Source organism: Pseudomonas citronellolis (assembly GCF_900112375.1).
GTDB lineage: Bacteria > Pseudomonadota > Gammaproteobacteria > Pseudomonadales > Pseudomonadaceae > Pseudomonas > Pseudomonas citronellolis.
Window position 1 is genome coordinate 73002 of record NZ_FOLS01000004.1, and the last position, 19140, is coordinate 92141.

Sequence of the window (19140 nt, forward strand, 5' to 3'; positions counted from 1 at the left end):
CGTTCCCTGCGGCGCCAGGCGGGGTGAATCAGGGCTGTTTGGTCACCTGGACCGGGACCTCGCCCTGGCGATCCCACAGGCTCTGGGTGTAACCGGTGGTGACAACGCCCAGGCCGAAAAGAATCACCAGCACCCACAACAGATCGGGCTTACGCTTCATCGATTGCCTCCCCCTTCCAGGCAAACTGTCAACGATGGCCGGCGGTGGTTTTTGGTCCGTCCGGCGCGTGCCAAGCTGAAAAACGGCGGCATTCTCCGACAATGGAAAGCGTCTCGCAATTCCATGCCTGGTCCAGTCGTCGGAGTCAGCCGCTTCCCACAAAAACGGCGAAACTGGAGCAAGAGTCATGCCGTACTGGCTGATGAAATCCGAACCCGACGAACTGTCGATCCATGACCTGCAGCGCCTGGGCAAGGCGCGCTGGGATGGCGTGCGCAACTACCAGGCACGCAACTTCGTGCGCAGCATGCAGCCCGGCGACCTGTTCTTCTTCTACCACTCCAGCTGCCCGCAGCCGGGCGTGGCCGGCATCGCCCGCATCGAGGGCGAGGCCTACCCCGATCCCACGGCGCTGGACCCGCAGAGCCCCTACCACGACGCCAAGGCCAGCGCCGAGAAGAACCCCTGGAGCGCGCGGGACGTGAGCTTCGTGGAGGCGTTCAGGGAAGTGCTGCCGCTGGCTGCCATCCGCGCCGCTGCTGGGCTGGAGGAGCTGGCCCTGGTGCAGCGCGGCAGCCGTTTGTCGGTTATGCCGGTGAGCGAGGAGCAGTGGGAGATCATCCTTGGGTTGGCGCGACGCGAGGACGCAGGCCGGTCGTCGGGTGGATTGGGGATGATGGCTCGGTGGGGATGCTCTTCGTAGGAGCGAGGGGGACGCCTAGTTCTTGCTCGCGAACAGTGTTTGCCGGTGACCGCTTGGTGTTCACCCCGAAGAGCGCCCTCTCCCTAACCCTCTCCCTGAAGGGAGAGGGGACCGTTGGGCAGACACGGATGTTCTGGAGTTAGCCGGCAACACCGAAGGTTTCCAGCTGAAACCAGTCCCTCTCTCGGCACGGACAAGCCCCCTCTCCCTTCAGGGCGGGGCGCGCAGCCGAGGGCTGGGGAGAGGGCTGCGGAGTCCATCCAATACACCGCACCAACCGGCAGACACCCGTTCACGAGCATCAAGCCATCTGCGAAATAGTCCTGCGGAACCGCCACAACGCCCCGCAGAAAAACGCCGCGCCAATACCAATGATCGCCAGCAACTGCGGCCAGACGATGGCCAGCCCGGCGCCGCGGAACAGGATGGCCTGGGCCAGGCTGACGAAGTGCGTGGTCGGGGCGAACAGCATGATGTTCTGCACCAGCTCCGGCATGCTCTCGCGCGGCGTGGTGCCGCCGGAGAGGATCTGCAGCGGCATCAGGGTGAGGATCACCAGCAGGCCCAGCTGCGGCATCGAGCGCGCCACGGTGCCGAGGAAGATGCCCATCGAGGTGGTGGCGAACAGGTGCAGCGCCGCGCCCAGCAGGAACAGCGCCAGCGAGCCGCTGATCGGCACGTCCAGCCAGCCGCGCACCACCAGCTGCAGCGACAGCGCGGCCGCCGCCAGCACCACCACGCCCATCGACCAGACCTTGGCCAGCATGATCTCGAAGGCGGTCAGCGGCATCACCAGCAGGTGCTCGACGGTGCCGTGCTCGCGCTCGCGGATCAGCGCGGCGCCGGTGAGGATGATCGACAGCATGGTGATCTGGTTGATCACCTCCATCACCGCGCCGAACCAGGCCTGGGTCAGGTTCGGGTTGAACTCCATGCGCACCGCCAGCTCCGCCGGCATGCCCGGCTCGCTGCGGTAGCGGCTGACGAACTCGCGCACCTCGGTGGCAATGATGTTCTGGATGTAGCCGGCGCCGGAGAAGGCCTGGGCGGTCTGGGTGGCGTCGACGTTGACCTGCACCGCCGGCTGGCGGCCGGCCAGCACGTCGCGCTGGAAGTCCGGCGGGATGTCCAGGGTGAAGGTGTACAGGCCGGTGTCCATGCCGCGGTCCATCTGCGCGTGGCCGATCATTTCCGGCGTGCGGAAGTACGGTGCCTGGAAGGCGTTGATGATCCGCGAGGAGAGCTGCGACTGGTCCTCGTCGACCACCGCGATGGGCGCGTGGTGCAGGGTTTCCGGCACGCCGGTGGCGGAGCTGTAGACGCCCAGGGTGAAGGCCCAGGCGATCAGGATCAGCATCGCGTAGTCGCGGCCGAGGCTGCGGAATTCCTTGACGCCCAGGTTGAAGATGTTCGCCAGTTTCTTCATCGCTCAGTCCTCCTGCTTCTTCAACAGGAGCACGCTGAGCAGCGTCAGCACGCCGATGGCCGCCAGCAGCGGCAGGTAGTAGAGCCACAGGTCGCTCAGGCCCAGGGCCTTGGAGAAGGTGCCGCGGCTGATGATCAGGAAGTGCGAGGTCGGGTAGAGCTTGCCGATCAGCGCCGCTGCGCCCTCCAGCGAAGACACCGGGTGGATCAGCCCGGCGAACTGGATGGCCGGGATCATGGTGGCGATGGCGGTGCCGAACACCGCGGCGATCTGGCTCTTCATGAAGGTCGACAGCAGCAGGCCGAGGCCGGTGCTGGTGATCACGTACAGCAGCGCGCCGAGGCTCAGCGCCAGCAGGCTGCCCTTGAGCGGCACACGGAACAGCAGCACCGCCATGGCCAGCATCAGCACGAAGTTGACCATGCCCATGCCGATGTAGGGCAACTGCTTGCCGAGCAGGAACTCCAGGCGCGTCACCGGCGTGACGTAGAGGTTGGTGATCGAGCCCAGCTCCTTCTCGCGCACCACGCCCAGGGCGGTGAGCATCGCCGGGATCATGATCAGCAGCAGCGGGATCACCGCCGGGACCATGGCCTTGAGGCTCTCCACGTCGGGGTTGTAGCGGTAGCGCACCTCGGTGCTGGCCGCCGCGCTGGCCTCGGCGTTGCCGCTCTGCCGGGCCAGCTCGGCCAGGTAGCTGCTGTGCAGGCCCTGCACGTAGCCCTGCACGGTGTTGGCGCGGGTAGGCATGGCGCCGTCGATCCACACGCCGATGGCCGGATCGTCGCCGCGCTTGAGGTCGCGGCCGAAGTGCGGCGGGATTTCCAGCGCCAGGCTCAGCTCGCCGCTGCGCAGGCGCCGGTCGAGGTCGTCGGGGTCGCGGATCGCCGGGTGCTCGACGAAGTAGCGCGAGCCGGCGATGTTCAGCGCGTAGGCCTGGCTGGTGGTGGTCTGGTCGCGGTCGAGCACGGCGTAGGACAGGTCCTCGACGTCCATGTTGATGCCGTAGCCGATGATGAACATCAGCAGCGCCGTGCCCAGCAGCGCCAGGGTCAGGCGGATGGGGTCGCGGCGCAGTTCCATGGATTCGCGCCGCGCATAGCTGAACAGGCGCAGCGGGCTGAAGCGCTGGCGCTGCGGCTTGTGCGGCGCCTGCTCGGCGGTGCTGGCCGGCGCCTGCGGCTCGGGCGGCGGCGCGGCGCTGCCGGCGGCCTCTTCCAGGTAGGCGATGAAGGTCGCCTCCAGGGTCGGCAGGCCGCGCTTGTCGATCAGGCCCTGCGGGGTATCGCTGTCGAGCACCTTGCCGGCGTGCATCAGCGAGATGCGGTCGCAGCGCTGGGCCTCGTTCATGAAGTGGGTGGAGATGAAGATGGTCACCCCGTCGCGCCGCGACAGCTCGACCATCAGTTGCCAGAAGCCGTCGCGGGCCACCGGGTCGACGCCCGAGGTGGGCTCGTCGAGGATCAGGATTTCCGGCTTGTGGATCACCGCCACGGCCAGCGACAGGCGCTGGCGGATGCCCAGCGGCAGGCTGTCGGGCAACTCGTCGCGGACCTTGCCGAGGTCGAAGCGCGCGAGCATCTCCTCCACCCGCGGGCCTATCTGCTCGCTCGGCAGGTGGAACAGCTTGGCGTGCAGTTCCAGGTTCTGCAGCACCGTCAGCTCGGCGTACAGCGAGAAGGCCTGGGACATGTAGCCCACCCGGCGGCGGGTGGCCATGTCCTTGGCGTTCACCGGCTGGCCGAACAGCGCGCAACTGCCCTCGCTGGCCGGCAACAGGCCGGTGAGCATCTTCATGGTGGTGGACTTGCCGCAGCCGTTGGAGCCGAGGAAGCCGAAGATTTCCCCGCGCTCGATGCGGAAGCTGACGTGGTCCACCGCGACGAAGTCGCCGAAGCGGCAGGTCAGCCCCTCGGCCTCGATGGCGATCTGCGGCGCGCCCTCGCTGTGCTGGCGCGGCGGAATCACCAGCTCGTGGTGGCCGGCTCGCTTGCGCTCGGGCAACAGCGCGACGAAGGCCGCCTCCAGGCTTTGCGTGCCGGTGTGCTCGCGCAGCTCGGCGGGGGTGCCGGTGGCCAGCACCTTGCCCTCGTCCATCGCCACCAGGGTGTCGAAGCGCTCGGCCTCCTCCATGTAGGCGGTGGCCACCAGCACGCTCATGCCCTGGCGGCCGGCGCGGATGCGCCCGATCAGCTCCCAGAACTGGTTGCGCGACAGCGGGTCGACGCCGGTGGTGGGCTCGTCGAGGATCAGCAGATCGGGGTCGTGGATCAGCGCGCAGCACAGCCCGAGCTTCTGCTTCATGCCGCCGGAGAGCTTGCCCGCCGGGCGCTCGGCGAAGGGCGCAAGGCCGGTGCTGTGCAGCAGGTCGGCGATGCGCCGTTCGCGCTCGGCCTTGTCGTGGCCGAACAGGCGGCCGAAGAAGTCGACGTTCTCGAACACCGAGAGCGTCGGGTAGAGGTTCTTGCCCAGGCCCTGGGGCATGTAGGCGATGCGCGGGCACACCGCGCGGCGGTGGCGGGCGTCGCGCATGTCGCCGCCGAGCACGTGCACCTGGCCGTCCTGCAGCTTGCGCGCGCCGGCGATCAGCGCCAGCAGGCTGGACTTGCCGACGCCGTCCGGGCCGATCAGGCCGACCATGCAGTTGGCCGGGATGTCCAGGCTCACGTCGTCCACCGCGCGGGTCTGCCCGTAGCGCAGCGACACGCCGGCCAGGCTGGCCACCGCGGCGTGCGGGGCGCTCATTGCGGAACCTTGATCTGCAGGTTGTCCGGCCATTGCGCTTCAGGGTCCAGGCGCAGGTAGGCCATGCCGGGCACGCCGGTCTTCACGTAGGTGATGTATTTCTCCAGCAGCACCGGGTCCAGGCGCGCCTTGACGCGGAACATCAGCTTCTCGCGCTCGTTGGCGGTTTCCACGGTCTTGGGCGTGAACTGGGCGACGCTGGCGACGTAGGAGACCTTGGCCGGGATCACGTACTGCGGCACCGCGTCTATCACCAGGTGCACTTCCTGGCCAAGCTCCACGCGGCCGGCCTGGGCCGAGGGCAGGAAGAAGGTCATGTAGACGTCGGTCAGGTCGACCATGTTGAGCAGCTTGCCGCCGGCGGCCAGCACCTCGCCGGGCTGCGCCACGCGGTACTGCACGCGGCCGTCGCGGGGGGCGCGCAGCAGGCTGTCGTCGATGTCGGCCTGCAGCCGGGCGACGCTGGCGGTGGCCGCCTCGATGGCCGATTGCGCCTCGATCACCTGGGAACGCCCGGCCTCGATGGCGGCCTGGGCCGAGATCACCTGGGAACGCGCGGCGGACAGCGCGGCCTGGGCGCTCTGCAGCACGGCGCGGTCGTCATCCAGTTGCTGTTGCGGCAGGGCGTTGCGCCTGACCAGTTGCTCGGTGCGGGTGAAACGCTTCTGCGCGGCGGTGAGTTCGGCCTGGCGCTGGGCCACCACCGCCTCGGCGGTGCTCTTCTCGCTGTTGCGCTGGGTCACCACGGATTCGGCGGTGAGCTTGGCGTTCTGCGCCCGGCGCACCTCGGCCTGGGCCTGGGCCAGCTGCGCTTCCAGCACCTGGGTGTCCATGCGCGCGACCACTTCGCCGGTCTTGACGAAGTCGCCCTCGTCCACCTTGATCTCGGCCACGCGGCCGGGCAGCTTGGTGGCTACGTCCACCTCGGTGGCCTCGATGCGCCCGTTGCCGCTGGCGAAGCCTTCGCCCAGGCCGTTGGGCTTGAGCGTCTGCCAGGCCAGCGCGGCGACCACGGCACAGGCCGCGAGCACGCCGCCACGGAACAGCCAGCGTTTCGAATTTCCCTTCATCGTACCCCCTGGTCAACGCTCATCAGAGCGATCTTGTAGGGATCTTCAGCGAAGGGAGGGGAAAAGGCCTTGATACAGGTCAGAGCCGCCCGAAAAGACCTGGATACCGGGCGAAAACACGCGAGACCTGTGCCTTGTCAGGGCTGCACGATCAGGTTGTTGAACAGCAGATCGTCCACCAGTGGCTTCCCTTCCTCTTCTTTGAGGACCGTCTGTACCTGCTTGAGCGCCTCCTGGCGCAGTTTCTCCTTGGCCTCGACGCTGCCGAGGGTCTCGTCGGTCTGCTGGGCGAACAGCATGATCAGCTGGTTGCGGATCAGCGGCTCGTGGTGCTCGACCTTCTCCTCGGCCTCCTTGCCGGTGACCTTCAGGGCGATGTCGGCCTTGTAGTACTTCAGTTTCGGGCCGCTGCCGTAGTTGCCCACCAGGGCCGGGGTGAGGTCGACGAACAGCGGTTTGTTGGCGTCTTCCGGCTTGGCCTCCTCGGAAGCCATCAGGGGGCTGAGGAACAGGGCCAGCGACAGGGCGATCAGGGCTTTCAAGGCGACTTCTCCATGCACGATGCCGGCAAGCATAGCCATACCGGGCGCGCGGCCCAAGCCCGGCGGTTATGCACGGGCATAAGCCGGGACCATACTGATTTGCCCCCCGCCCCGTCACTCCTACACTGCCGGGCATTACACGAAAGGAGTACCTCCGATGAAAGCCTTGCTGTGCAAAGCCTTCGGCCCCGCCGAAACCCTGGTGCTGGAAGAAGTCGCCAGCCCCGAGCCGAAGAAGAACGAAGTGCTGCTGGACGTCCACGCCGCCGGAGTGAACTTCCCCGACACCCTGATCATCGAGGGCAAGTACCAGTTCAAGCCGCCCTTCCCCTTCGCCCCGGGCGGCGAGGCCGCCGGCGTGGTCGCGGCGGTGGGCGAGAAGGTCAGCCACGTGAAGCCCGGCGACCGCGTCATCGCCCTGACCGGCTGGGGCAGCTTCGCCGAGCAGGTGGCGGTGGGCGCCTACAACGTGATGCCGATCCCGGCGGGCATGGACTTCACCACCGCCGCCGCCTTCGGCATGACCTACGGCACCTCGATGCACGCGCTCAAGCAGCGCGGCAACCTGCAGCCGGGCGAAACCCTGCTGGTGCTCGGCGCCTCCGGCGGCGTGGGCCTGGCGGCGGTGGAAATCGGCAAGGCCATGGGCGCGAAAGTGATAGCCGCGGCCAGCAGCGACGCCAAGCTGGAAGTGGCCAAGGCCGCCGGCGCCGACGTGCTGGTCAACTACAGCGAAGGCAGCCTGAAGGACAAGCTCAAGGAAATCACCGGCGGCCAGGGCGTGGACGTGATCTACGACCCGGTGGGCGGCGAGCTGTTCGAGGAAGCCTTCCGCAGCATCGCCTGGAACGGCCGCCTGCTGGTGGTCGGCTTCGCCAGCGGCACCATCCCCTCGCTGCCGGCCAACCTGCCACTGCTCAAGGGCGCCTCGCTGGTGGGCGTGTTCTGGGGCGCCTTCGCCCAGCGCCAGCCGCAGGACAATGCGGCGAACTTCCAGCAGCTGTTCCAGTGGTTTGCGGAGGGCAAGTTGAAGCCGTTGGTTTCGCAGACCTATTCGTTGGAGAAGGCTGGGGAGGCCATCAACCATCTCGGGCAGCGTAGGGCTGTTGGGAAGGTGGTGGTGCAGGTGCGCGCCTGATGTGATGGTGTTTGGGGGAGTCCGCTCCCTCTCCCTAACCCTCTCCCTGAAGGGAGAGGGGACCGTTCGGTGTGAAGTGTGATTTCGGCGCTCGTCGGCCAGGCCGGTGTTGCCGGATGGCAGGAAAACCACCGGCGGCACGGATAGCTCCCTCTCCCTGAAGGGAGAGGGGGCCGTTGGGCAGAGGCGGGTGTTTTGGAGTTAGCCGGTTAGCCCGGTAGGTTCCGGCTGAAACCATTACTTCTCTCGGCACGGACTAGCCCCCTCTCCCTTCAGGGAGAGGGCTGGGGAGAGGGTTGCGGAGTCCATCCAATACACCGAGCTCACCGGCGAGCACTGTTCGCGAGCAAGCTCGCTCCTACGAAAAGCCGTTATCGCGCTGGGACCATCGGCGGATAACCGCGAACGGTTATCCGCCCTACGTTCAGGAGTACAACTGCTTGAAGCGCTCGCGCAGCTGGTTCTTCTGCACCTTCCCCATCACATTGCGCGGCAACGCGTCCACGAACACCACCCGCTTGGGCTGCTTGTAGCGCGCCAGGTGACCGTCCAGGCCCGCCAGGATGTCCGCCTCGCTCGGCGCCTCGCCGGGCTTGGCCACCACCACCGCCGTCACGCCTTCGCCGAAGTCGCGGTGCGGCACGCCTATCACCGCCGATTCGGCCACGCCCGGCAGGGTGTCGATGAGTTGTTCCAGCTCCTTCGGGTACACGTTGTAGCCGCCGCTGATGATCATGTCCTTGCTGCGTCCGACGATCTGCACGTAGCCCTTGTCGTCGATGAAGCCGATGTCGCCGGTCATGAAGAAGCCGTCACTACGCAGTTCCTCGGCGGTCTTCTCGGGCATGCGCCAGTAGCCGCGGAACACGTTGGCGCCGCGTACTTCGATCATCCCCGGCTCGCCCTGCGGCAGCAGCTTCGCCTCTTTCTCGCCCGGGTCGGTGATGCGCAGTTCCACGCCCGGCAGCGGGAAGCCGACAGTGCCGGCAATGCGTTCGCCATTCAGCGGGTTGGAGGTGTTCATGCCGGTCTCGGTCATGCCGTAGCGCTCCAGGATGGCCACCCCGGTGCGTTCGTGGAAGGCCTTGTGCGTCTCGGCGGTGAGCGGTGCGGAGCCGGAGACGAACAGGCGCATATGCGCCACCGCCTCGCGGGTCAGGCCGGCCTGGTCGAGCAGACGGGTGTAGAAGGTCGGTACGCCCATCAGCAGGTTCACCTGCGGCAGCAGACGCAACACCTGCGCGGCGTCGAACTTGTCCACGTAGAGCAGCGAACCGCCGGCCATCAGTAGGCTGTTGATGGCCACGAACAGGCCGTGGATGTGGAAGATCGGCAGCGCGTGCAGCAGCCAGTCCTCGCTGCTGATGGCCCAGGCCTCGACCAGCGCGCGGGCGTTGGAGACCAGGTTGCCGTGGCTGATCATGGCGCCCTTGGAGCGCCCGGTGGTGCCGGAGGTGTAGAGGATGGCGGCGAGGTCGTCGGCGCTGCGCTCGATGTCCAGGAAGCGCCCCGGCTTGCCTTCCACATGGGGCATCAGGCTGCCTTCGCAGCGCTGGCCGAGGCTCGCCACGCGGGCCACGCCGCACTGCTGCGCCAACGCCTTGGCCTGTTCCTCGAAGGCCGGGGTGCAGACGAACAGCGAAGGCTCGGCGTCGCCGAGGAAGTAGCTCAGCTCGTCGCTGGTGTAGCCGCTGTTCAGCGGCAGGTAGACCGCGCCGGCGCGCAGGGTGCCGAGGTAGAGCATGACCGCCTCGGGGCTCTTGTCCACCTGCACGGCGACGCGGTCGCCCGGCTGCACGCCGAGTTCCACCAGGGCGTGGGCGAACTGCGCGCTGCTGCGCAGCATCTCGGCGTAGCTGTAGCCGCCGCCGTCCGGGGTGCGGAGGAAGGGTTTGTTCAGGTCTTCGGGCAGGTGCTCGCCGACGGCGGCGAAAAGGCTCTGGTTCATGGCGGTTCCTAGCGGCGTGGCTTGGCCGGTGGGGCGAGATGTCGCTTGACCTCGTTGGCGGCGATCACCGTGCCCTGGTTGGCGTAGGCTTCGTGGTTTTTCTCGATCTGACGCAATTCGTAGCGGTAGTTGACCATCAGCCCGGCGGCCTGGCGCAGGCCGCCGGCGGAGAGGTCGCCGCGCCAGTTCAGGCGTTCCAGACGGGCGCCGTTGCCCAGGTGGAAGCGCGCCACCGGGTCCAGCGGCTGGCCCTGGGCGTTCCTGGCCTGCAGGAAGTATTCGGCGGCCAGCGCCAGCAGCGGCTGCTCCAGGCGCGGCGGTGGCGGCGCGTCGGGCTTGAGCGCTTTCAGGCATTCGGCGACCTCGGGGCGCTCGGCCTGGCTGTCGAGCCAGCGGCGCAAGCCAGGCACCGGCGAGAGGGTGACGTACTGCTTGAGGCCAGGCACTTCGCGGGCCAGTTCCTCCACCACCTGCTTGATCAGGAAGTTGCCGAAGGAGATGCCGCGCAGGCCCTCCTGGCAGTTGCTGATGGAGTAGAACACCGCGGTGTCCGGGGCTTCGGCGGTCTCGCCGTGGGCTTCGAGGATTTCCGCGATGGCGGCGGGCATCTGGCGGGTCAGCGCCACCTCGACGAAGATCAGCGGCTCCTCCGGCAAGGCCGGGTGGAAGAACGCGAAGCAGCGGCGGTCGGCCGGTTGCAGGCGGCTGCGCAGGTCGTCCCAGTCCTTGATGGCGTGCACCGCCTCGTAGCGGATGATCTTTTCCAGGATCGCCGCCGGCGTCGACCAGTCGATGCGCCGCAGCACCAGGAAGCCGCGGTTGAACCAGGAGGCCAGCAGGTGCTGCAGGTCGTAGTCCACCGCCGCCAGTTGCGGCCGCGCCTTGAGCTCCTGCAGCAGCCGGCGGCGCATGGCGATCAGCTCGGCGGTGCCGCCGGGCGCCTGGTTGAGGCGGCGGAACAGCTCCTGGCGCGGCGGCTCGCAGGCTTCGAAGAGCGCGGTGACCTGCTCGGCGCCGGGGTTCTCCAGGTAGCGCCGGCAGGCTTCGGCCAGGGCTTCGCGGGGCGGCGCGAAGTCGTCCAGCAGGTTGTCGAAGAAGGCTTTCTGCTGCTCCGCCGGGCAGTCGCGGTAGGCGCACAGCACCTGGCGCGCCAGGGCCACGCCGGAAGCCTCGCCGTGGCCGGAGAGCAGCCGGCGGCTGGCCTCCACCAGCGAGGCGGCGCTGATCGGCGCCGGCTCGCGGGATTCCAGCAGCTGGCGGCCGCGTTCGCTGATGCTCTGCAGCAGTTCCTGGAAGAAGCTGACGTTCATCGAACCTCCTTCTTCGGCGCGCCTCACTGCGCCAGCAGCGGCGGCGGGCAGCGCCGGTACCATTGGGTGGCCTGCTCGTAGGCATGGGCCAGTTGCAGCACGGCCAGGTCGGCCTGGTGCCGACCGATGATCTGCAGGCCCATGGGCAGGCCCTGTTCATTGAAGCCTACCGGCACGTTGGCGACAGGGCAGCCGGACAGGGTGGCGGGGATCACCACTTCCATCCAGCGGTGGTAGGTGTCCATGGCGCGGCCGGCGACTTCCTTCGGCCAGTGCAGGTTCTTGTCGAAGGGGAACACCTGGGCGCTGGGCAGCAGCAGGTAGTCGTAGCGCTCGAACAGGCGCTGGATGGCGCGGTACCAGTCGCTGCGCGCCACCGTGGCCTGGTACACGTCCATGGCCGACAGGCGCAGGCCGTTCTCCACTTCCCAGTGCGCTTCCGGCTTGAGCAGTTCGCGCTTGGCCGGGTCGGCATAGGCGGCACCGAGGGAGCCGGCGACGAACCAGTGGCGCAGGGTGCGCCAGCAGTCCCACAGGCGCTCGGCGGAGAAGCCCAGTTCGCAGGATTCGACCTCGCAGCCGATGGCCTGGAAGTCGGCGAACGAGCGCTGGCACAGTTCCAGCACGCCGCGCTCCATGGCCAGGTGGCCGCCGAGGTCGCCCAGCCAGCCCAGGCGCGCGCCCTTGAAGTCGCGCTCCAGCGGGCCGGCGAAGGCCTTGCCGGACTCGGCGATGGACAGCGGCGCGCGGGCATCGGCGCCGGCCTGCACCGACAGCAGCAGGGCCACGTCGCGCACGCTGCGGCCCATGGGACCTTCGTAGCCGAGCTGGTCGAAGAACAGGTCGGCGGCGTCGTCGAAGGGCACTCGGCCCTGGGACGGGCGGAAGCCGACGATGTTGTTGAACGCCGCCGGGTTGCGCAACGAGCCCATCATGTCGCTGCCGTCGGCCACCGGCACCAGTTGCAGGGCCAGGGCCGCCGCCGCGCCGCCGCTGCTGCCGCCGGCGGTGCGGCTGGGGTCGTAGGCGCAGCCGGTGGCGCCGAACAGCGGGTTGTAGCTCTGCGAGCCGAGGCCGAATTCCGGGGTGTTGCTCTTGCCGATGAGGATGGCGCCGGCGGCGCGGATGCGCTCGACCATGATGCCGTCGCGCTCGGGTACGTAGTCGCGGTACAGCGGCGAACCCAGGGTGGTGCGGATGCCCTTGGTCAGCGACAGGTCCTTGATGGCGTGGGGCAGGCCGTGCATCCAGCCGCGGTATTCGCCGCGGGCCAACTCGGCGTCGCGTTGGTCGGCCTGGGCCAGCAGCGCCTCGGCCGGTTGCAGGCTGACCAGGGCGTTGACCGCCGGGTTGAAGCGCTCGATGTGCGCCAGGTAGTCGCCCATCACCTCGCGGCAGGAGACCTGGCGCAGTCGGATGAGCTGCGCCAGTTCATGGGCCTGGAGCTGGACGAGGGGGCTGATATTCGGGTTCTGGCTCATGTGACGCGGCCTTTTGTTATCTGGGTTCCCGCGTTCGCGGGAATGACGGAACGATATTTGTGCAGATGCGACTTTCGACGGGGTGAGCGAAGCCACGGCGCCTCGCGGCGCCCTGCCCTACCCCGTCACCCCCGCGAACGCGGGGGCCCAGCGCCTTCGGTCAGCGCATCAGGTTGGTCCACAGGCGGTCGGCCAGGCGGATGGCGCCCTCGCCGCAGGTCTTGCTGAAGACCACCTTGGTGCCCTCGGGGATGTGCAGCTCCGGCGCATCCTTCAGGCTCGGGTCGAGGAAGGCGTCGGTGCCCTTGATCGGGCTCTGGTGCTTGAGGAAGTTCTGGGTGATCGCCGAGTTCTCCGGCTGGCTCATGAAGGCGATGAACTGGCGGGCGGCGTCAGGATTCTTGCTGCCCTTGGGGATCACCAGGTTGTCCACCCAGGCCATCACGCCTTCCTTGGGGTAGAGGTACTTCAGGCTAGGCTTCATCTCCCGGGCGCGCAGCGACGAGCCGCCCCAGAACAGCGACATGGAGGTCTCGCCGGAAGCGAGGTTCTCGCGCACCGAGCCGGCCTTGGAGCTGTACGTCTTGACGAAGGGCTTCTGCGCCTTGAGCAGGTTCAGCACCTGCTGCACCTGTTTCGGGTCCTCGCTGCACAGCGGCACGCCCAGGTACAGGCTGGCGGTGTCCATCACCTCGTTGACCGAGTCGAGCATGTTGATCTTGCCCTGCAGCTCCTGCGGCGGCTGGAACAGCAGCGAGTAGCTGTCGGCCGGGCCCTTGTAGGTGGCGGTGTCGTAGACCACGCTGGTGGTGCCCCAGATGAAGGGCACCGAGTAGCCGCCTTCCGGGTCCCAGGTGGGCTTCTGCAGGTTGTCCTCGATGTTCGCGTAGTACGGCTGCTTGATCGGGTCGAAGCGCTCCAGCAGGTTCTCGTGGACCAGAATCGGCACGAACTGGTGCGAGGGGATGGCCACGTCGTAGCCGCTGCCGCCCTGCTTGAGCTTGGCCAGCAGCGTCTCGTTGGAATCATAGGAATCCACCGTGACCTTGATGCCGGTCTGCTTCTCGAACTTCTCCAGGATCTGCGGCGAGAAGTAGCCGCTCCAGCTGATGACGTTGACCTGTCCGGCGGCGTGGGCCGCGCCGGCCAGGCTCAGCGACAGGGTGGCGGCGATGACTGCGATCGACTTGCTCATGTTGACTCCCGGTTGTGGCGTGGCGCTCAGGCTTTGGCTTTGCCGAGCAGGAAGGAAAGGCTGACGAAGAACACGGAAACCCCGAGGATCAGCGTCGACACCGCGTTGACGTCGGGCGTGACGCCCATCCGCAGCAGGCCGAAGATGAAGATCGGCAAGGTGGTGGTGCCGGCCTGGGAGACCATCATCGAGATCACGAAGTTATCCAGCGAGACGATGAAGGCCAGCATCAGCCCGGAGAAGATCCCCGGCATCAGCAGCGGCAGGGTGACCTTGCGGAAGGTCCGCCAGGGCCCGGCGTAGAGGTCGGCGGCGGCCTGTTCCAGGGACAGGTCCATGTCCTCCAGGCGGGCGCGGATCGGCAGGTAGGCGAAGGGGATGCAGAACACCGTGTGGGCGATGATCAGGTTGCCGTAGCCCAGCGACACGCCGAGGCTGGAGAACAGCGCCAGGGTGGCCACGCCGACGACGATCTCCGGCAGCACCAGCGGCAGCATGATGGCGCCCATGGACAGGCGCATGCCCTTGAACCTGGCCCCGCGCGAGGTGCCCAGCGCGGCCAGGGTGGCGATGGCGGTGGCGATCATGCTGGCGCACACGGCGATCAGCAGGCTGTTGCCGGCCGCGCTGCGCAGCGCCTGGTTGGCGAAGGCGGCGCGGTACCAGTCGAGGCTGAAGCCGGTCCACACGGTGGCGGACTGGTTGGCGTTGAACGAGTAGACCACCAGCACCACGATGGGCGCGTACAGGTAGAGGTAGAACAGCAGGCTGAAGCCGCCGAAGCCGGGGAAGTCCTGCACGCCGAGACGGCGCTTGCGCAACAGGCTCAGCATCACACACCTCCCCGGGCCACGCGCAGGCGCTCGGCGCGCATCGCGTAGAAGGTCAGGGCGAGCATCACCGCCGCCATCAGCACCAGCGACAGGGCGGCGCCGAAGGGCCAATTACGGGCGTCGGCGAACTGCCGGAAGATCAGGTTGCCGAGCATCATCTTGGTGCCGCCGCCGAGCAGTTCCGGGGCGATCATCGCGCCCAGGCAGGGCACGAAGGTGAGGATGGCGCCGGCCAGGATGCCCGGCCGGGCGATCGGCAGCACCACCTTGCGCAGGGTGCGCAGGCGCCCGGCGTAGAGGTCCTGGGCGGCTTCCAGCAGACGCATGTCCATCTTCTCCAGGGTCGAGTAGATCGGCAGCACCACGAAGGGCGCGTAGGTGTAGACCAGGCCCAGCAGCACCGCGCCGTCGTTGTACAGCAGCGGCAGCGGCTGGTGGATCAGGCCCAGGCCCATGAGGCCGTTGTTGATCACCCCGGTGCCGCGCAGCAGCAGGATCCAGGCGTAGGTGCGGATCAGCAGGTTGGCCCAGAACGGCACGGTGATCAGGAAGATCAGCAGGCCGCGCCGCCGCGCCGGCTGCATGGCCAGCCAGACCGCCACCGGGAAGCCCACCAGCAGGGTGATGACAGTGGTGGCCGTGGCGATGCCTAGCGAGCGCAGGGCGATGATCAGGTAGGAGTCGGCGAAGGCCAGGCTGTCGTCCAGCTGGCGCTCGAACAGCAGCGAAACGTAGGCGTCGCTGCTGAACACGTGATTGACGCCGCCATAGGGGTTGGCCTGCATCAGCGAGTAGGCGGCGACGATGAGGATCGGCACCACCAGGAACAGGCCGATCGCCAGCAGCGCCGGCGACACGCCGAGCAGGCCGGCCAGGGCCCGGCGCCGCTCCAGGGCGTTGCCGGGGCGTACGGTGAGAGTGGTCATGGCGGGTTCCTCAGTCCAGCAGCACGCTGGCGCTGTCGCGGTCGAACTGCAGGCCCAGGCGCTCGCCGGCGGCGAAGCGCTGGCTCTGCCCGGCGCTGTTGGGCGTGCGCACGCGCAGGCGGGTGCCGTCGGCCAGCTGCACCTGGTACTGCAGGTCGGTGCCCAGGTAGACCTGTTCGGCCAGGGTGCAGGGCGTGGCGTCCGGGGTGTCGGCGCCGACCAGGCGCAGGCGCTCGGGGCGGATCGACAGGGTCACCTCGGCGCCTTCGCGCAGGCCCTCGCGGCCCGCCGCGCGCAGCGTCTGGCCGCCGGGGATGCGGAACAGCGCCTGCTCGCCGGCCAGCTCGGCGACCTGCGCCGGGAGGAAGTTGGTCTCGCCGATGAAGTCGGCGACGAAGCGGTTGCGCGGCTGTTCGTAGATGTCCGTCGGCCGGCCGACCTGCTGCACCTCGCCATTGGCCAGCACGGCGATGCGGTCGGACATGGTCAGGGCTTCTTCCTGGTCGTGGGTGACGAAGATGAAGGTGATCCCGGTCTTGGCCTGGATCGCCTTGAGTTCCTCGCGCATGGCCTGGCGCAGCTTCAGGTCCAGCGCCGAGAGCGGCTCGTCGAGCAGCAGCACCTTGGGGTGCGGAGCCAGCGCGCGGGCCAGGGCCACGCGCTGTTGCTGGCCGCCGGAGAGCTGTGTCGGGCGGCGCTCGGCGAAGCGTTCCATCTGCACCAGGGCGAGCATCTCGCGCACCCGCTCGGCGACGGCCGCCTTGCCCAGGCGCTGGCCCATGGGGTGCGACTCCAGGCCGAAGGCCAGGTTTTCGGCGATGGTCATGTGCGGGAACAGCGCGTAATGCTGGAACACGGTGTTGACCGGGCGATCGTAGGGCGCGCGGTCGGCGATGTTCTCGCCGTAGAGGAGGATTTCCCCGGCGGTGGGGAACTCGAAGCCGGCGATCATCCGCAGCAGGGTGGTCTTGCCGCAGCCGGAGGGCCCGAGCAGGGTGAAGAATTCGTTGTCGCGGATGTCCAGGTCGACGCTCTTCAGCGCCACCGGGCCGCTGTCGGGGTCGCCGTAGACCTTGCGCACCGAACGGATGGAGACGGCGGCCGTCTGCAGGCTGTGCAGGGCACTCATGGATGTACCTCCGGTTCCCTCCCCCGCTGGCGCGGTGCGCGCGGAGGCTTGTATTTGTTGTGGCAGGAATGGGGAAAGCGCTGCAGCGTGTGCCGGTGACCGGCTGGTTTTATGGTGAGGCTGCTGGGGCCGAGTGTGGCCAGATTGCGGTTGAGCAAAAAGCTCAATTTTCTTACATTCGATATTAAATAATTTAACAACGCACGAGGCCCACCCTCATGTCACTCCCCCGCTTGCCGCCGCTCAACGCCGTGCGCGCCTTCGAAGCGGCCGCGCGCCTGGGCAGCTACGTCGCCGCCTCCAGGGCGCTGCACGTCACCCAGCCGGCCATCGGCCGCCACGTGCGCCTGCTGGAGGACTGGCTGGGCGTTCAGCTGCTGGAGCGCACGCCGCGCGGGGTCAGCCTGACGCCAGCCGGGCAGCGTTACTACGCGAAGATATCCACAGCCCTGCAGCAGATCGCCGAGGCCAGCCTCGAACTGGTGCCCGGCGGCTCGGCGCGCTGGCTGAAGATCCTGGTGGTGCCGGCCTTCGCCAAGCGCTGGCTGATGCCGCACCTGGAAACCCTGCGCCAGCAGCGCCCGGGGCTGAAGGTAGCGATCGAACCGAACCCGACCTTCACCGAGGTGGACGGCAACAGCGCCGACCTGGGCATCGCCTACGGCATGCCCGGGCAGTATCCGCAGAGCCAGGCCACGCTGCTGCACCCGCAGGTGTTCCCGGTGTGCTCGCCGGCCTACCTCGCCGCCCATGGCCCGCTGGACAGCGCCGAGGAGCTGGTGCGCCACGATCTGATCCACGTCCACGACGGCGAATGGTGGAACGCCTGGTTCGCCGCCAACCAGCTGGACATCCGCGTCAGCCCCGACGTGCTCTACGTCAGCAACGACCACGCGCTGTCCATGGCCGAGGCCGGCGCCGGCATCGCCCTGGCCAACGACGTGCTGGTGCGCAAGGAGCTGGAATCCGGCGCGCTGGTGCGGCCGCTGCCTAACCAGGTGCGCCTGGAGAGCTACCAACTGCTGATTCCGCCGGGGCCGAGCAGCGCCGATATCGAGTGGTTCGGCGATTGGCTGGCGCAAACCCTTGCCGCGGAGTTTCCTTCGGCGTTGCCGTAGGGCGTCCGCCCTACTCTCCTCGGAAATCGCGGACGGAGTCCGCTCCTACGCTCCGGGGAAACACCATCGTAGGAGCGGACTCCGTCCACGATGGGTGGGCCCGAAACCCGGCCCATGAGGGAGCAGTCCCGTAGGATGGGTTGAGCCTGTGCGAAACCCATGCTGCCGCGGTGATGGGTATCGCTTCGCTCAACGCCATCCTACGACGGTATTTCCCTGAAGGCCGCGCCGAACTGTTTTTTGTAGGAGCGAGCTTGCTCGCGAACAAACGCGGTGCCATGCGGTTCGCGAGCAAGCTCGCTCCTACGAGAAGCCTCGCCGGCCAGCACCGTGCCCCATGTAGGAGCGCGCCCTGCGCGCGAATCGCGGGCAGGGCCCGCTCCTACAGGGGTGTGCCTTAATCGCGTGGCGCGTAGGCGAAGACGTCGGCGCGCATCTGGTGGGCGTCCATGCCGGCGGCCACCAGGGCGTCGAGGGTGGCGTAGACCATCGCCGGCGAGCCGCTGGCGTAGACGGTCAGGCTGCCCAGGTCGGGGAAGTCCTCGCACACCGCCTCGTGCAGCAGGCCGCAGCGACCCTGCCAGCCGCACAGGTCGCTGACCACCTTGTGCAGGTGCAGGTTGGCCAGGCCCTTCCATTCGTCCCAGTGCGGCAGCGCGTAGAAGTCCTCGGGCCGGCGCACGCCCCAGTACAGGTGCACCGGGTGGGCGAAGCCCTGGGCGCGGCAGTGCTCGATCAGGCTGTGCATCTGCGCCATGCCGGTGCCGGCGGCGATCAGCACCAGCGGGCCCTCGGGCAGCTCGGCCAGGTGGGCGTCGCCGAAGGGCAGCTGCACGCGGGCGATGCGCTCGCGCTGCAGTTGCCCGAGCAGTTCGATGGCGCTGTTCTCCCGCGCCAGGATGTGCAGTTCCAGGTCGCGGCCCTCGTGGGGCGCCGAGGCCAGGGAGAAGGCCGAGTGGTTGCCGTCCTCGCGCTCGATCAGCAGGTATTGCCCGGCGTGGTAGCGCGGCGGCTTGCCGGCCGGGGCGCGCAGGCGCACGCGCCAGACGTCGCCACCCACCGCCTCGCACAGCGTCAGTTGGCAGGCCAGCTTGCGCAGCGGCAGCTCGCCCGGGGCGAGCACGCCGTCCCAGTGCAGCACGCAGTCTTCCAGGGGCTCGGCCAGGCAGGTGAAGAGTTCGCCATGGTCGCGCACCTCGCCGTCCTGGCGCACGCTGCCTTCCACCAGCAGCGCGGCGCAGACGTGGCAGTTGCCGTTGCGGCAGCTCTGCGGGCAGTCGTAGCCCAGGCGCCGCGCGCCGTCGAGGATGCGCTCGCCCGGGCGCAGTTCGAGCTGGGCGCCGGAGGGTTGCAGGGTCACACGCATGGCTTCGCCTCCGCCCTCATCCGTGCGGCGAATTCGCGAGCGAGCTCGCT

At 68.1% G+C, this 19140-nt stretch carries 15 protein-coding genes and 1 pseudogene; 3 read left to right on the plus strand and 13 right to left on the minus strand.

Annotation, left to right across the window (positions count from 1 at the left end):
• Positions 1-28: 28 nt before the first annotated feature.
• The gene (locus tag BM060_RS33230; RefSeq protein ID WP_009615095.1) at positions 29-160 is read right to left on the minus strand and encodes a hypothetical protein; all 132 of its coding nucleotides are present in this window, start codon (positions 158-160) and stop codon (positions 29-31) included.
• A gap of 187 nt (positions 161-347) precedes the next feature.
• Here BM060_RS33230 and BM060_RS05405 point away from each other — a divergent pair.
• A pseudogene (locus tag BM060_RS05405) lies at positions 348-800 on the plus strand (EVE domain-containing protein); the annotation flags it as partial.
• A 364-nt stretch (positions 801-1164) separates the two neighbouring features.
• On the opposite strand, the gene BM060_RS05410 reads toward BM060_RS05405, so the two are convergent.
• From BM060_RS05410 to BM060_RS05425, 4 genes are all read right to left on the minus strand, one after another.
• Positions 1165-2289 (minus strand): ABC transporter permease, encoded by a 1125-nt coding sequence (locus tag BM060_RS05410; RefSeq protein WP_074977977.1) that lies wholly within the window; start codon positions 2287-2289, stop codon positions 1165-1167.
• Between the two features lie 3 nt (positions 2290-2292).
• Positions 2293-5034, minus strand: coding sequence for a ribosome-associated ATPase/putative transporter RbbA (gene rbbA, locus BM060_RS05415; protein WP_074977980.1), 2742 nt, complete (start codon positions 5032-5034; stop codon positions 2293-2295).
• Complete coding sequence (locus BM060_RS05420) at positions 5031-6104, minus strand: HlyD family secretion protein (protein WP_074977983.1); 1074 nt, start codon at positions 6102-6104, stop codon at positions 5031-5033. The genes rbbA and BM060_RS05420 overlap by 4 nt, the downstream gene beginning before the upstream one ends.
• Positions 6105-6241: 137 nt before the next feature.
• Complete coding sequence (locus BM060_RS05425) at positions 6242-6646, minus strand: flagellar basal body-associated protein FliL (RefSeq protein WP_058072639.1); 405 nt, start codon at positions 6644-6646, stop codon at positions 6242-6244.
• Positions 6647-6803: 157 nt separating this feature from the next.
• Here BM060_RS05425 and BM060_RS05430 point away from each other — a divergent pair, with 157 nt between their 5' ends.
• Positions 6804-7784 carry an NADPH:quinone oxidoreductase family protein gene (locus tag BM060_RS05430; RefSeq protein WP_074977986.1) on the plus strand — a complete coding sequence of 327 codons (981 nt, stop codon included), beginning with the start codon at positions 6804-6806 and terminating at the stop codon, positions 7782-7784.
• Between the two features lie 424 nt (positions 7785-8208).
• Here BM060_RS05430 and BM060_RS05435 read toward each other — a convergent pair whose 3' ends face one another.
• From BM060_RS05435 to BM060_RS05465, 7 genes are all read right to left on the minus strand, one after another.
• Positions 8209-9732, minus strand: a complete 1524-nt coding sequence (locus BM060_RS05435; protein ID WP_074977990.1) for a malonate--CoA ligase — start codon at positions 9730-9732, stop codon at positions 8209-8211.
• A gap of 8 nt (positions 9733-9740) precedes the next feature.
• Entirely contained in the window at positions 9741-11042 is a 1302-nt protein-coding gene (locus BM060_RS05440; protein WP_074977993.1) for a malonyl-CoA decarboxylase, read from the minus strand.
• A gap of 23 nt (positions 11043-11065) precedes the next feature.
• Positions 11066-12523, minus strand: coding sequence for an amidase (locus BM060_RS05445; RefSeq protein WP_074977995.1), 1458 nt, complete (start codon positions 12521-12523; stop codon positions 11066-11068).
• Positions 12524-12683: 160 nt separating this feature from the next.
• Positions 12684-13718 (minus strand): ABC transporter substrate-binding protein, encoded by a 1035-nt coding sequence (locus BM060_RS05450; RefSeq protein ID WP_074977997.1) that lies wholly within the window; start codon positions 13716-13718, stop codon positions 12684-12686.
• Positions 13719-13744: 26 nt separating this feature from the next.
• Positions 13745-14551 (minus strand): ABC transporter permease, encoded by an 807-nt coding sequence (locus BM060_RS05455; RefSeq protein WP_074978000.1) that lies wholly within the window; start codon positions 14549-14551, stop codon positions 13745-13747.
• Positions 14551-15477 carry an ABC transporter permease gene (locus tag BM060_RS05460; protein ID WP_074978003.1) on the minus strand — a complete coding sequence of 309 codons (927 nt, stop codon included), beginning with the start codon at positions 15475-15477 and terminating at the stop codon, positions 14551-14553. Before BM060_RS05460 ends, BM060_RS05455 begins: the two co-directional genes overlap by 1 nt.
• Before the next feature lie 10 nt (positions 15478-15487).
• Entirely contained in the window at positions 15488-16606 is a 1119-nt protein-coding gene (locus BM060_RS05465; RefSeq protein ID WP_074978005.1) for an ABC transporter ATP-binding protein, read from the minus strand.
• Between the two features lie 218 nt (positions 16607-16824).
• Between BM060_RS05465 and BM060_RS05470 the strand changes: the two genes are divergently transcribed.
• Complete coding sequence (locus tag BM060_RS05470) at positions 16825-17724, plus strand: LysR substrate-binding domain-containing protein (protein WP_009615073.1); 900 nt, start codon at positions 16825-16827, stop codon at positions 17722-17724.
• A gap of 397 nt (positions 17725-18121) precedes the next feature.
• Here the strand turns inward: BM060_RS05470 and BM060_RS05475 are convergent, their stop codons facing one another.
• Positions 18122-19090 (minus strand): CDP-6-deoxy-delta-3,4-glucoseen reductase, encoded by a 969-nt coding sequence (locus tag BM060_RS05475; protein WP_024128814.1) that lies wholly within the window; start codon positions 19088-19090, stop codon positions 18122-18124.
• Positions 19091-19140 lie beyond the last annotated feature (50 nt).

What these genes read in the sequence shown, in the direction of transcription:
- BM060_RS33230 (WP_009615095.1), bottom strand. Translation starts at nt 160, where the DNA reads ATGAAGCGTAAGCCCGATCTGTTGTGGGTGCTGGTGATTCTTTTCGGC.
- BM060_RS05410 (WP_074977977.1), bottom strand. Translation starts at nt 2,289, where the DNA reads ATGAAGAAACTGGCGAACATCTTCAACCTGGGCGTCAAGGAATTCCGC.
- rbbA (WP_074977980.1), bottom strand. Translation starts at nt 5,034, where the DNA reads ATGAGCGCCCCGCACGCCGCGGTGGCCAGCCTGGCCGGCGTGTCGCTG.
- BM060_RS05420 (WP_074977983.1), bottom strand. Translation starts at nt 6,104, where the DNA reads ATGAAGGGAAATTCGAAACGCTGGCTGTTCCGTGGCGGCGTGCTCGCG.
- BM060_RS05430 (WP_074977986.1), top strand. Translation starts at nt 6,804, where the DNA reads ATGAAAGCCTTGCTGTGCAAAGCCTTCGGCCCCGCCGAAACCCTGGTG.
- BM060_RS05435 (WP_074977990.1), bottom strand. Translation starts at nt 9,732, where the DNA reads ATGAACCAGAGCCTTTTCGCCGCCGTCGGCGAGCACCTGCCCGAAGAC.
- BM060_RS05440 (WP_074977993.1), bottom strand. Translation starts at nt 11,042, where the DNA reads ATGAACGTCAGCTTCTTCCAGGAACTGCTGCAGAGCATCAGCGAACGC.
- BM060_RS05445 (WP_074977995.1), bottom strand. Translation starts at nt 12,523, where the DNA reads ATGAGCCAGAACCCGAATATCAGCCCCCTCGTCCAGCTCCAGGCCCAT.
- BM060_RS05450 (WP_074977997.1), bottom strand. Translation starts at nt 13,718, where the DNA reads ATGAGCAAGTCGATCGCAGTCATCGCCGCCACCCTGTCGCTGAGCCTG.
- BM060_RS05455 (WP_074978000.1), bottom strand. Translation starts at nt 14,551, where the DNA reads ATGCTGAGCCTGTTGCGCAAGCGCCGTCTCGGCGTGCAGGACTTCCCC.
- BM060_RS05460 (WP_074978003.1), bottom strand. Translation starts at nt 15,477, where the DNA reads ATGACCACTCTCACCGTACGCCCCGGCAACGCCCTGGAGCGGCGCCGG.
- BM060_RS05465 (WP_074978005.1), bottom strand. Translation starts at nt 16,606, where the DNA reads ATGAGTGCCCTGCACAGCCTGCAGACGGCCGCCGTCTCCATCCGTTCG.
- BM060_RS05470 (WP_009615073.1), top strand. Translation starts at nt 16,825, where the DNA reads ATGTCACTCCCCCGCTTGCCGCCGCTCAACGCCGTGCGCGCCTTCGAA.
- BM060_RS05475 (WP_024128814.1), bottom strand. Translation starts at nt 19,090, where the DNA reads ATGCGTGTGACCCTGCAACCCTCCGGCGCCCAGCTCGAACTGCGCCCG.